General features: G+C 69.8%; 9 protein-coding genes. 3 read left to right on the top strand and 6 right to left on the bottom strand.

The genetic code is table 11. From position 1 onward, the window contains the following. The first annotated feature begins 100 nt into the window (after window positions 1-100). Complete coding sequence (gene glgB, locus LVQ62_RS08825) at window positions 101-3,790, top strand: 1,4-alpha-glucan branching protein GlgB (RefSeq protein ID WP_233767544.1); 3,690 nt, start codon at window positions 101-103, stop codon at window positions 3,788-3,790. Between the two features lies 1 nt (window position 3,791). Beyond that, a complete protein-coding gene (gene pgm / locus LVQ62_RS08820; RefSeq protein WP_233767542.1) occupies window positions 3,792-5,432 on the top strand; it encodes a phosphoglucomutase (alpha-D-glucose-1,6-bisphosphate-dependent) in 1,641 nt (546 codons plus the stop codon). A gap of 73 nt (window positions 5,433-5,505) precedes the next feature. Here pgm and LVQ62_RS08815 read toward each other — a convergent pair whose 3' ends face one another. Beyond that, on the bottom strand, window positions 5,506-6,354 hold the full coding sequence (locus tag LVQ62_RS08815; protein WP_233767536.1) for a DNA-3-methyladenine glycosylase: 849 nt from the start codon (window positions 6,352-6,354) through the stop codon (window positions 5,506-5,508). 81 nt (window positions 6,355-6,435) lie between these two features. Between LVQ62_RS08815 and LVQ62_RS08810 the strand changes: the two genes are divergently transcribed. Then, the gene (locus tag LVQ62_RS08810; RefSeq protein WP_233767533.1) at window positions 6,436-7,023 is read left to right on the top strand and encodes an AAA family ATPase; all 588 of its coding nucleotides are present in this window, start codon (window positions 6,436-6,438) and stop codon (window positions 7,021-7,023) included. A 103-nt stretch (window positions 7,024-7,126) separates the two neighbouring features. Here LVQ62_RS08810 and LVQ62_RS08805 read toward each other — a convergent pair whose 3' ends face one another. From LVQ62_RS08805 to LVQ62_RS08785, 5 genes are all read right to left on the bottom strand, one after another. After that, window positions 7,127-7,381: a VOC family protein gene (locus LVQ62_RS08805; RefSeq protein ID WP_233767531.1), complete on the bottom strand. Its 255-nt coding sequence runs from the start codon at window positions 7,379-7,381 to the stop codon at window positions 7,127-7,129. Between the two features lie 65 nt (window positions 7,382-7,446). Next, window positions 7,447-8,682: a RimK family alpha-L-glutamate ligase gene (locus LVQ62_RS08800; RefSeq protein WP_233767528.1), complete on the bottom strand. Its 1,236-nt coding sequence runs from the start codon at window positions 8,680-8,682 to the stop codon at window positions 7,447-7,449. A 157-nt stretch (window positions 8,683-8,839) separates the two neighbouring features. Then, complete coding sequence (locus LVQ62_RS08795; protein ID WP_233767525.1) at window positions 8,840-9,490, bottom strand: alpha/beta hydrolase-fold protein; 651 nt, start codon at window positions 9,488-9,490, stop codon at window positions 8,840-8,842. Between the two features lie 10 nt (window positions 9,491-9,500). Further along, window positions 9,501-10,463, bottom strand: a complete 963-nt coding sequence (locus tag LVQ62_RS08790) for a tetratricopeptide repeat protein (protein ID WP_233767522.1) — start codon at window positions 10,461-10,463, stop codon at window positions 9,501-9,503. Between the two features lie 70 nt (window positions 10,464-10,533). Continuing rightward, a complete protein-coding gene (locus LVQ62_RS08785) occupies window positions 10,534-12,255 on the bottom strand; it encodes a methylmalonyl-CoA mutase (RefSeq protein ID WP_208053014.1) in 1,722 nt (573 codons plus the stop codon). Window positions 12,256-12,376 lie beyond the last annotated feature (121 nt).

The following is a 12,376-nucleotide window of genomic DNA, read 5'->3' as shown; positions in this document are numbered from 1 at the left end:
GGGCTGCGGACCGCGCGACCCGAGGAAGCGGGGTCGTCCGCAGTCCCAGCATTCCGTCACCGACTCGCGTGCGCCGGGCACCGGTGAAATAGTCGCGAGTATGGCCATCGTGTACGAAACGACACTGCAGCCCTCCAAACTCGACCTGATCGCCGGATGGATCGGCGGGCAGCGCTGGTACACCGGCAAGGCACACACCCCGAAGCTCGAGCGCCTCGGCTTCTACCGCTTCGACGACCCCGAGGGCGAGGTCGGCATCGAGGTGATGGTGCTCGCCGACACGGGCGGCGCGGGCGAGCCTGTCGTCTACCAGGTCCCGGTGACCTGGCACGCCGAGCCGGTCGCCGAGCTAGAGCACGCGCTCATCGGCGTCACCGAGCACGGCACCCTCGGCACGCGCTACGGGTACGACGGGTGTCACGACCCGGTGTGCGCGGCCGCGCTGCTGGAATGCATCGTCACCGGTAGCGCCCAGGCGTCGCTGGAGATCCACGCGAGCGACGGCGCCGTGCGGCACGAGCAGGGGTCGATCCGCGTGCAGGGCAGCGGCAGCCGCGAGGTCGCCATGCCGCAGATCGTCCGCAGCCGGGTGCTGACCGGTGAGCAGTCGAACACCTCCGTGATCTACGAGGTGACCGACGCCGACGGTGCGTCGAAGTCGTTCATCCTCAAGGTGTTCCGGGTGTTGCACGACGGCGAGAACCCGGACGTCGTCCTGCAGTCGGCGCTGTCGCGGGCGGACAGCTCGCAGGTGCCCACGATGCTGGGCGCGATCCAGGCCACCTGGCCCGGCGTCGACGGCCGACAGGAGCAGGGTCACGTCGCGTTCGCCCAGGAGTTCCTACCGGGCGTGCAGGACGCTTGGCGCGAGGCGACCGCCGCGGCCGTGGCCGACGCCGACTTCACCCGTCAAGCGCGGGAGCTCGGCGCCGCGACCGCCTCCGTGCACACCGCGCTCGCCACGGCGTTCGGCGTCACCGACCCGAGCGTCGCCGACGTCGCCCGCGTCACCGACGGCATGCGGGACCGGTTCTCCCAGGCCTGCGATCGGGCGTCGGAGCTCGGCGCCCACATCGACCGGTTCCGCGACCTGATCGCCGCGGCCAGGGACGCGAGATGGCCCGCTCTGCAACGCATCCACGGCGACTACCACCTCGGTCAGGTGCTGGACGTCTACGATCGCGGCTGGGTGCTGCTGGACTTCGAGGGCGAGCCGCTGCGCCCGCTGGCCGAGCGCAACGAGCCGGACTCTCCGCTCCGGGACGTCGCCGGGATGCTGCGGTCCTTCGACTACGCCGCCGGGTCCGCCGAGCGTGAGACTAGCGAGGACCGCCGCGCCTGGGCGCAGGCCACGCGGGACGCGTTCGTGCAGGGGTACGTCGCCGCAGGCGGACTGGACCTCGCGGCGTACGGCCCGATCCTCGACGCGTTCGAGATCGACAAGGCCAGCTACGAGGTCGAGTACGAGGCACGCAACCGGCCGTCCTGGCTGGCCATCCCGACCACCGCGATCCTTCGGCTCCTCGCCGACGAAAGGCAGGCCGCCGTGCCCAGCACCGCCGCGATCCTCCCGCCCCCGCCCGTGGACGTCCACGAGGCCGACGCCCTGCTGATGGGCGTGCACGGCGACCCGCACAGCGTCCTCGGCGGTCAGACCGACGCCCGCGGCCCGTTCGTCCGGGCGCTGCGTCCCTTCGCGGAGACGGTGCAGGTGCTGCTCGAGGACGGCACCCGCGTGCCGTTGACCCATGAGTACGAAGGCATCTGGACCGGTCGCCTGCCCGTCGCGCAGCTGCCGGACTACCGGCTGATCACGACGTACGAGGACGGCTACGAGCACGTCCAGGACGATCCCTACCGCTTCCTGCCCACGCTCGGGGACATCGACCTCTTCCTCATCGGCGAGGGGCGCCACGAGCAGTTGTGGACCGTGCTCGGCGCCCACATCCGCTCCTACGACGGCCCGCTCGGCCAGGTGACCGGCACGTCGTTCGCCGTCTGGGCACCGAACGCCAAGGGCGTGCGGGTCATCGGCGACTTCAACTTCTGGAACGGCGAGGCGCACGGCATGCGCCAGCTCGGCAACTCCGGGGTGTGGGAGCTGTTCGTGCCGGGTGTCGGCGCGGGCACGAGTTACAAGTTCAAGGTCTGCTGCGCCGACCGGGTGTGGCGTGACCGCGCCGACCCGATGGCTCGCGCCGCGGAGACGGCCCCGGCGACCGCGTCCGTGGTGACGCAGACGGCGTACGAATGGGGCGACGAGCAGTGGCTGGCCGACCGCGGCTCGGTCGACCCGCACACCCGGCCGATGAGCGTCTACGAGGTGCACCTGGGCTCCTGGCGGCAGGGGCTCAGCTACGCCGAGATGGCCGAGGACCTGGTCAACTACGTGCGCGACCTGGGCTTCACGCACGTGGAGTTCATGCCGGTCATGGAGCACCCCTACCCGCCGAGCTGGGGCTATCACGTGACGGGCTACTACGCCCCGAACTCACGGATGGGCACCCCCGACGACTTCCGCCACCTGGTCGACGAGCTGCACCAGGCCGGCATCGGCGTCATCCTCGACTGGGTGCCCGGGCACTTCGCGACCGACGAGTGGGCGCTGGCGAAGTTCGACGGCACGGCGCTCTACGAGCACCCCGACCCGCGCAAGGGCTGGCACAAGGAATGGGGCTCCTACGTCTTCGATTTCGGCCGCCCGCACGTGCGCAACTTCCTCTTCGCCAACGCGCTCTACTGGCTCGAGGAGTTCCACGCCGACGGCCTGCGGGTAGACGGCGTCGCCTCGATGCTCTACTTGGACTACTCGCGCGACGAGGGCGAGTGGATCCCGAACATCTACGGCGGCCGGGAGAACCTCGACGCGGTCAAGCTGCTGCAGGAGACCAACGCCACGGCGTACCGACGCAAGCCCGACACCGTGATGATCGCCGAGGAGTCGACGTCCTGGCCGGGTGTCACCCAGCCCACCAGCGCCGACGGGCTCGGCTTCGGCTTCAAATGGAACATGGGCTGGATGCACGACTCGCTGGACTACATGTCCAACCCGCCCATCTACCGCAAGTACCACCACGGCGAGATGACCTTCGCGCTCGTCTACGCGTGGAGCGAGCAGTTCGTACTGCCCATCAGCCACGACGAGGTCGTGCACGGCAAGGGCTCGCTGCTGCGCAAGATGCCCGGCGACCGCTGGGAGCAGCTGGCCAACCTGCGCGCGTACGTCGCGAACATGTGGTCCCACCCGGGCAAGCAGCTGCTCTTCATGGGCCAGGAGTTCGCGCAGGAGGCCGAGTGGGCCGACGGCCGCAGCCTGGACTGGTGGCTGCTCGACCAGCCCGCGCACTGGGGTGTGCACGCCATGGTCAAGGACCTCAACCGGTTGTACGCCGCGCACCCCGCGCTGTGGGAGCTGGACAACGAGCCACGCGGCTTCGGCTGGATCGACGCCGATGACGGTGACCGGAACACGTTCTCCTACCTGCGGTTCGGCAAGTCCATCGACGACGTCGTGGCGGTCGTGGCGAACTTCAGCGGCGCCGAGCACACCGGCGTACGCATCGGCCTGCCGCACGAGGGCACCTGGGCCGAGGTGCTCAACACCGACGCCGCGGGGTACGGCGGCGGCGGCCGCGGCAATCTCGGCAGCGTGACCGCCGAGCCGGTCCCGATGCACGGCCAGCCCTTCTCGGCCGTCATGACGCTGCCACCCCTGGCGGCTTTGTGGTTCGTGCCGGAGCATGACCTCACGTCCGATTCCGCACCTGCACCGACGCAGCAAGGAGCATGAGATGGCACCGTCCCGCGCAGGGCAGCCGGCACAGCCCTCGGACCTGGTGGACGTCGCCCACCTGGTCACCGCCTACTACGCGGATGTGCCCGACCCGGACAACCTCGACCAGCAGGTCGTCTTCGGCACCTCGGGTCACCGCGGCTCCTCACTGAACTCCGCGTTCAACGAAGCGCACATCCTCGCCACGACGCAGGCCATCGTGGACTACCGCCGCGACCAGGGGTACGACGGGCCGCTCTTCATCGGCCGGGACACCCACGGGCTGTCCGAGCCGGCGTGGGTCACCGCGCTCGAGGTGCTCGCCGCGAACGACGTGACGGTCCTGGTCGACAGCAAGGACTCGGTGACACCCACCCCTGCGGTGTCACACGCCATCCTGCGCGCCAACGGCGGGCGCACGACCGGCAGCGGACTGGCCGACGGCATCGTCGTCACGCCGTCGCACAACCCGCCGAGCGACGGAGGTTTCAAATACAACCCGCCGCACGGTGGACCCGCCGACAGCGACGCCACCAAGGTGATCGCGGCGGCCGCGAACGCCTACCTCAAGGCGGAGCTGGACGGAGTACGGCGGGTGCCGTTCGCCAAGGCGCGGGCCGCGGCGTCGGCGTACGACTTCCTCGGCACCTATGTCGACGACCTGCCGAACGTGGTGGACCTGAAGGCGATCAAGGACGCCGGCGTGCGGATCGGAGCGGACCCGCTCGGCGGGGCGTCGGTCTACTACTGGGGCGAGATCGGCGAGCGGCACGGCCTGGATCTCACCGTCGTCAACCCGCTGGTGGACCCGACGTGGCGCTTCATGACGCTGGACTGGGACGAGAAGATCCGGATGGACTGCTCCTCCCCCTCGGCGATGGCCTCGCTGATCGCCCAGAAGGACAAGTACGACATCGCGACCGGCAACGACGCCGACTCCGACCGGCACGGCATCGTCACGCCCGACGCGGGCCTGATGAACCCCAACCACTACCTCGCGGTGGCGATCCAGTATCTCTACGGCGGTGCGCGTCCGAAGTGGTCCAGCGACCGCGTCGGCAAGACGCTGGTGTCGTCCTCGATGATCGACCGGGTCGTGGAATCGATCGGCGCCACGCTGTGGGAGGTGCCGGTCGGCTTCAAGTGGTTCGTGCCCGGACTACTCGACGGCAGTGTGGGATTCGGCGGCGAGGAGTCCGCGGGCGCGTCGTTCCTACGCTTCGACGGCACTGCATGGACTACCGACAAGGACGGTCTCCTGCTCGCGCTCCTGGCCTCGGAGATCCAGGCCACCACCGGGAAATCGCCGAGCATGCACTACGCCGACCTGTCCGAGAAGTTCGGTGCACCGGCGTACGCCCGGGTCGACGCACCGGCGAACCGCGAGCAGAAGGCCAAGCTGGGCGCCCTCAGCGGCTCGGACGTCAGCGCGGACTCGCTCGCGGGAGAGCCCATCACGGCCAAACTGACGGAGGCGCCCGGCAACGACGCGGCGATCGGCGGGCTGAAGGTGACGACGCAGAGCGCCTGGTTCGCCGCGCGACCATCCGGCACCGAGGACGTCTACAAGATCTACGCCGAGTCCTTCAAGGGTGCCGACCACCTCAAGCAGGTGCAGGACGAGGCGCGGGAGATCGTCGGGGCAGCCCTCGGCGCCTGAGTGGCATACCTATCCATCGAGTGCACCCCGTAGAGGTATGCCAATCGACGCATAGGCATGCCACTCGACGGGGTCAGCCGATCTCGTGTGTGCGGTACTCCCGCATCGCCCGCAGCAGGACGCAGGCCCAGGTGCGGAACGGGCGCCAGGCGAGCGACACCTCGTCGAGCACGGCGTCGTCGCCGTAGCGTTCGGCGATCTCAGCATGCAGGCGGCTCTCGTTGGCGGGCACCGCATCGGGCACGTTGGCCCCGCGCAGCACGACGAGCTCCGCCGCGAACGGGCCGATCCCCTTGATCTGCTGCACCCGTTGCTCTGCCTCCTGCGGGTCCACCGACCTCAGCGTCGCGGTGTCGAGCCGTCCCTCGATCGCGGCGTCCGCCACGGCCCGCAGGAACTCGTTCTTCCTCCCCGGGAGGTCGAGATCGGCGCGCCGCAGCCTCTCCGGGCTGGGAAAGGCGCCCTCGTCGCCGTAGTCCTCGATGATCCCCGCTCGCAACCGGGCGGCCTGGACGATCCGGATCCGCTGGGAGAGCACCGCCCACGCCGCCGCTTCGTACGGCGAATGGAATCCGCAGGGCCGCAACCCGGGAAGCTCGCGTTGGGCGTCGGCGATCACCGCGTCGCGCTTCCCGACCTCGGGCCAACCCTCGGCGTCGACGTCCAGCGACAGGAACCGCGTCACCTGCGCGGCGGCGGCCTCGAGGTCGCCTTCGCCGCGGACCTGCACGACCGCGGACGAGTCACGCTGAGTCACCTCGGCGCTCGCCCAGGACCAGTCGGCCTCGACCCGGAACACCGTCGACAGCGCATCCGAAGCCTGTGCGGCCAACGCCGCCGGGGCGAACCCCTCCCAGAAGCGCCGACTGGTCGCGAGCGACCACGGGCCGCGCACCTCGTACTCCGTGCTCAGAGTCCTCATGGGCTCACCACCTCCTGCCACGTTCCTAGCACCGGCGTGTGACAGCCGCGCCGCCGTCCGAGGCCCTGACAGAATCGCGCCATGCCCGCGTTGCCCGACTCACCCGACATCCCTGCGGCGCCGGACGGCCCCGGCCGCCTCTTCGTGATCACCGGCGCCCCGGCCTCCGGGAAGTCCACCGTCGGGCGGGCGTTGGCGGAGGCCCTCACGAAATCGATCTTCGTGGACGGCGAGGTGATGGCCGACATGGTCGCCGCCGGCCGGACGCCGATGACCGCAGAGCCGACCATCGGAGCGCTCGAGCAGCTGTTCACCCGCTACGCCGGCGCGCTGACCCTGGCGGACGTCTACTGCGCCAACGGTTTCGACACCGTGATCGCGGACAACATGGTCGGTGACTACCTCGAGGACTTCCTCGATCTGGCCGACACCGGACCGTTGCACCTCATCGTGCTGCACCCGTCGGTGGACGCCGTCCACGAGCGCGAGCTGGCACGCGGCGTCAACGCGTACGGGGACGGGTCGGCGACCGAGAACGTCTGGAACGAGGTCGAGTTCAACACCAAGCGCGTCGGGCTGTGGATCGACAACTCGACTCTCACGCCCGCCCAGGTGGTCGTCCGCATCCTGCGCAACCTCGACGAGGCGACGGTCGCCCCTCCGGACTGACCGTCAACCGCTGTGCTGGGCGATGTTCAGCACGTTGCCGTCCGGCGCCCGCACGAAGAACCGTCGGATGCCCCACGCCTCCTGACTCAGGTCGTGGACGATCTCATACCCCCCGCCGTCTCGCCTCGGCGTACGCCTCGTCGACGTCGTCCACCTTCACGGAGACGACCGGCGGCACGGGCGCGGTCGCGTCCCGCGTGAGCAGCTGCAGGCCGGCGCCCGTCTGAGGATCGGTGTGCCTCGTCACCCACGACAGGCCGAGCGACTCCTCGCTCAGTCCCAGGTATCCGGCGTAGAAGTCCCGTGCTGCCTCCAGATCGGGCACGCGCAGGTCGGCGATGATCGATTCCACCCGCATGTGACGACACCTCACGGTTGCGATGAGAGCTGGTGCTCGCACGCTACGCCGACGACTCGCCCCCGTCAGCCCGCCAGCGCCGCCTCGTCACGCGCCCACAGCCCGGTCAGGCCGCGGAAGTGGGCCAGGAACCGTTCGTGCTCGTGCGGCGGATAGGTCGAGCGGACGGTGTCGACCAGGATCGCGTCGAACGACGGCGAGGTCACCCAGTCCAGCACCATCTCGTCCACGTGCGGCAGCGCCGTCCCTGCGAACTCCCGATACTTCTCCACCTCGAAGTAGTCGTCCGAGAGCCGTTGGTAGTCAGCCAGTTTCGCGTTGTACGACGCGTCGGTGTCGGCGATGTCGAACCACGGACCGGTGTCCACCTGGGTCCGGGCGCGGCGGCCGCTGACCGCGCAGTAGACCGACCACTTCAGCAGCGACTTCATCGCCCAGGGGAAGTAGTAGTGCAGCGAGGTGACCGCGACGTCGGGGCAGGCGTTCGCGTAGTCGATCGGATAGACGACGCCGTCCTTGACGAGCATCTCGCAGCTGTTGAACTCCCACCGGAAGAACGCGTTGACCGTCTGCGCGATCGTGCGCGTCTCGGCACCGACCGACGGACTGAGGAAGTCGTGCGACACGGCGTACCGCTCGTGCATAGGCTGGTCCGGGCGGAAGTTCATCACCATCGTCTCCGGTCCGATGGTGAGCGCCCTTGCGAACACCTCGAATCCGTCGACCGCGGCCTGCAGGTGCATCAGCATCTCGCCGGACTCGTCGTACGAGCGGTGTAGCTCGGCCTCGTCGCGGACCATCGACACGCCTCGCCACGCGCCGCCGTCGAACGGCTTCATGAACATCGGGTAGCCCACGTCCCGCGCGACCGCGGCCAGGTCGAACGGCGCGTTGTACCGGCCCGAGGTGTAGGCCCACCGCACGTTGTCCAGGGGATTCTTGTACGGCACGAGCACCGTCTCGGGGACGTGCATCCCGAGACGCATCAACGCGCAGTACGCCGAGTGCTTCTCCATCGACTGGAAGGTGAACGGGCTGTTGAGCAGATAGACGTCGTCCATCAGCGCGACCTTCTTCAGCCACTCCCGCGGGTGGTAGTACCAGTGCGCCAGCCGGTCGATGACCAGGTCGGTCCGCGGCGTGGAGCGCAGGTTGAACGGCTCGATGGTCAGGCGCTCGGCGCGTACGTCGTGTGTCTCCCCGCCGTAGCGCACCGGCCCCATCCGGTGCACCAGCTCCTCGAACGCCCGCGGCCAGTCCTCCTCGGCGCCCAACAGCAACCCGATCAGATGCTCGCTCATCGACCCACCCGCATGCCCATGCAGCTCACCGTATGCCGCGCCCGGTCCTCACGGCGCGCGAACGGCGTTCAGCCCCAGACGCTCTCCAGCAGGCGCGGCAGCGCCGGATCCAGCGCCGCGCGCCACGCCGGGTAGTCGTGGCCGCCCTCGACCTCGGTCAGCCGCGTCGAGACGCCCGCCTGCCGAGCGCTGTCGCGGTCAGCCGGTTGTTGGGCAGGTTCTCCTCCTCGCGCCCGCAGGTCAGCGTGACCTCGAACCGACGCCCGGGCGCGGGCCTCCAGGCGGACAGGCCCGCGACGGCGTCGGCCACCCGATCGAAGCGCACCAGGTCGATCTCCCGGCCCTGCGTCTGCTCGGCGAACAGCTGCCGGTCCGTCTCCGGCGTGAAGAAGGAACCGGACTGGGCGAACACGGCACCGACCCGCTCGTCGGCCATGCCCACGAGCAGCGAGGTGAGTCCCCCGAGGCTGGCGCCCATCACCGCGACCGAAGACGCCACGGCGTGCTGCTCCTGCAGCGCGGTCAGACCCGTCGAGAAGCTGCGGAGATAGCGCGGTGAGGCGGTGTACCACTGGGTGCGGCGTCGGACATCGGCCAGCACCAACCGCATCGGCGGCAGATCGCCCCGCCCGACGCGACGCGCGGCCCATTCGACCAGCCCGCCCTCCACGTCGTACGCCGGACCGTCGTGCACCCACAGCAGCGGCGCCTCGGCGTCGTCCGCGAGGTCGGCGGGGCGGCACACCTCGACGGGTAGAGGTCCCTCGAACGCGCTGGGCAGCTCGTGGCGCGTACGCCGCCAGTCCATCCGCCGCTGCTCAGTACAGGGCGGACATCAGCGCAGTACGAGCCTTCTTCACCCGCGGGTCGGACGGCCCGACGACGTCGAAGAGCCCGATCAGGTGCTGACGGGCGGCGTTGCGCTCGTCGCCGGAGGTGACCCGCACCAGGTCGACCAGCCGCACGAACGCGTCCTCGACGTGGCCGCCCAGGACGTCCAGGTCGGCGACGACGGTCTGCTTCTCGACGTCGGTGGGTGCCGCTGCTGCGGCCGCCCGGGCCTCCTGCAGGTCCACGCCGTCGGTGCGCTGCAGCAGCCGCACCTGGCCCAGTCCGAGCACGGCCTCCTCGTCCTGCGGGTCCGCTGCGATGGCCTGTTCGTACGCCCTGACCGCTGCCGCGTAGTCACCGGATTCGATGGCTGCGTAGGCCTGTTCGTGCAACGGGGAGATCTCGGGCTCGGCCGGCCGCTCGCCGTCCGCCGCCGGTGCGTCGCCGACTGGCACGCGCCCGGTGACACCGTTCGCAGCTGCGGCCTCGAGCACCTTGTCGAAGACGCCGCGCACGGCGTCGACCGGCTGGTCGCCGGCGTAGAGCGGCAGCGGCTGGCCCTTGACGAGCGCGAGCACCATCGGGACCTGCTGCACCTGCAACGCCTGCCGGATCTGCATCGCGACGTCGATGTCCGCCGACGCGAGCACCAGCCGCCCGGCGTACTCCCGCACGACGCCGACCAGCGTGTCGATGTGCTCGCGGCTGGCGGGGCGGGCACCGGAGTAGAGCGCGAAGATGACCGGCACGTCCATCGACTGCTGCACGGCGTGGCCGAAGGTGACGTCGTCGACCTCACGGACCAACGAGTCCTCGCCGGGGCCCGCTGGTGCGCCACCGGCGGCACCGGAGGCCCGAGAGCCGGCAGCAGGTCTGGCCGGCTTCTTGGCCAGTCCGGACAGGTCGATGGCGCCGCGCAACGACGCAGGGGTGATCGGCTGGTCGCTCATGGGCCCATTCTGTCGTGTCCCCGTCGGGACCGGTCGGCGTGGTCAGTAGAACACCGTCGAGCGGAGGGGGTCAGAAGCGCGCGGGCTCCCGGTAGACGCCCCACACGTCGCGCAGGGCGTCGCAGATCTCGCCCATCGTCGCCTCGACCCGCACTGCGGCCAGCATCGGCTCGATGAGGTTGTCGCTGCCCTTCGCGGCGGCGACCATCCGCGCCAGCGCCGCGTCGACGGCGACCCCGTCGCGGGCTGCCTTGCGGGCGCCGAGCGCCCGGACCTGCTCGACCTCCACCTCGTGCGAGACCCGCATGATCTCCAGGTCACCCGCGAGCGACTCGGTGTGGCAGTTGACTCCGACCACCCGCTTCTCGCCCTTCTCCAGCGCCACTTGGTACTGGAAGGCCGCCTCGGCGATCTCGGACATGAACCAGCCGTCCTCGATACCGCGCAGCAGGCCGGAGGTGATCGGGCCGATCTCGTGCTGCACCGCGCCGGAGGCGTCCCGCTCCCGGCCGAGCTCCCCCATCTCCCGGATCTTGTCGAAGATCGCCTCCGCCTCGGCCTCGAGCCGATCGGTGAGCGCCTCCACGTAATAGGAGCCGCCGAGCGGGTCGGCCACGTTGACCACGCCCGTCTCCTCCATGAGCACCTGCTGGGTACGCAGCGCCACCTCGGCCGACTGGTCGCTGGGCAGCGCCAGCGTCTCGTCGAGCGCGTTGGTGTGCAGCGAGTTCGTGCCGCCCAGGACGGCCGCCAGCGCCTCGACCGCGGTGCGCACGACGTTGTTGGTCGGCTGCTGCGCGGTCAGTGAGACCCCGGCGGTCTGGGTGTGGAAACGCAGCCACTGCGCCTTGTCGGTCTTCGCGCCGTACTCGTCGCGCAGCCAGCGCGCCCAGATCCGGCGGGCGGCGCGGAACTTCGCGATCTCCTCGAAGAAGTCGATGTGGCTGTCGAAGAAGAAGGACAGCCCGGGCGCGAAGACGTCGACGTCCATGCCCCGCGACAGGCCCAGCTCGACGTAGCCGAAGCCGTCGGCCAACGTGTACGCAAGCTCCTGCGCGGCCGTCGAACCGGCTTCCCGGATGTGGTAGCCGGAGACCGAGAGCGGTTTGTACGCAGGGATGTTCGCGCTCGTGTACTCCATCAGGTCGCCGATCAGGCGCAGATGCGGCTCGGGTGCGAAGAGCCACTCCTTCTGGGCGATGTACTCCTTGAAGATGTCGGTCTGCAGAGTGCCGTTGAGCTTCGTGATGTCCACACCCTGACGCTCGGCCGCGACCAGGTACATGCAGAACGCCGGCACCGCGGGGCCGCTGATCGTCATCGACGTCGTGACGTCACCGAGTGGGATGTCCGCGAAGAGGGTCTCCATGTCGGCGGCCGAGTCGATCGCGACGCCGCAGTGGCCGACCTCGCCGAGCGCGAGCCCGTCGTCGGAGTCGCGGCCCATGAGGGTCGGCATGTCGAACGCGACGGAGAGCCCGCCGCCTCCGCGCTCGAGGATCATCTTGTAGCGCTCGTTGGTCTGCACCGCGTTGCCGAAGCCCGCGAACTGCCGGATCGTCCAGGGACGGCCCCGGTATCCGGTCGCGTACAAGCCTCGGGTGAAAGGGAATTCACCCGGCCAGCCGATGCCGTCCGGCGCCTCCCCCTCGGGTGGCCCGTAGACGGGGTCGACCTGCACTCCGGACAAGGTGGTGAAGTCCGCGTCACGCACCAGGCCCTTGGTCTCGGCGGCGGCGAAGCGGTCCTGCCAGCGGCGGTGGCCCTGGCTCGACTCGCGGTGGTTTTCCATGTGAGCCAGATTACGTCGAGCCGGGTGCTACTCCCTCGTACCGGTTCCGCGCCGTGCGCCCCGGTGTTGTCCGTTTTGATTTGTATTTCTCCGTTTGTGTTGACATCGACCCGTGTGGGCC

It is taken from the genome of Allobranchiibius sp. GilTou73 (assembly GCF_021391335.1).
GTDB classification, from domain to species: Bacteria; Actinomycetota; Actinomycetes; order Actinomycetales; family Dermatophilaceae; genus Allobranchiibius; species Allobranchiibius huperziae.
Note: the sequence above shows the minus strand (reverse complement) of the source record. Positions and strands in the feature narration are given on the sequence as shown.

Excerpts from the sequence above, each read along its gene's own strand:
- glgB (WP_233767544.1), top strand. The coding sequence starts at position 101 with ATGGCCATCGTGTACGAAACGACACTGCAGCCCTCCAAACTCGACCTG.
- pgm (WP_233767542.1), top strand. The coding sequence starts at position 3,792 with ATGGCACCGTCCCGCGCAGGGCAGCCGGCACAGCCCTCGGACCTGGTG.
- LVQ62_RS08815 (WP_233767536.1), bottom strand. The coding sequence starts at position 6,354 with ATGAGGACTCTGAGCACGGAGTACGAGGTGCGCGGCCCGTGGTCGCTC.
- LVQ62_RS08810 (WP_233767533.1), top strand. The coding sequence starts at position 6,436 with ATGCCCGCGTTGCCCGACTCACCCGACATCCCTGCGGCGCCGGACGGC.
- LVQ62_RS08805 (WP_233767531.1), bottom strand. The coding sequence starts at position 7,381 with ATGCGGGTGGAATCGATCATCGCCGACCTGCGCGTGCCCGATCTGGAG.
- LVQ62_RS08800 (WP_233767528.1), bottom strand. The coding sequence starts at position 8,682 with ATGAGCGAGCATCTGATCGGGTTGCTGTTGGGCGCCGAGGAGGACTGG.
- LVQ62_RS08795 (WP_233767525.1), bottom strand. The coding sequence starts at position 9,490 with ATGGACTGGCGGCGTACGCGCCACGAGCTGCCCAGCGCGTTCGAGGGA.
- LVQ62_RS08790 (WP_233767522.1), bottom strand. The coding sequence starts at position 10,463 with ATGAGCGACCAGCCGATCACCCCTGCGTCGTTGCGCGGCGCCATCGAC.
- LVQ62_RS08785 (WP_208053014.1), bottom strand. The coding sequence starts at position 12,255 with ATGGAAAACCACCGCGAGTCGAGCCAGGGCCACCGCCGCTGGCAGGAC.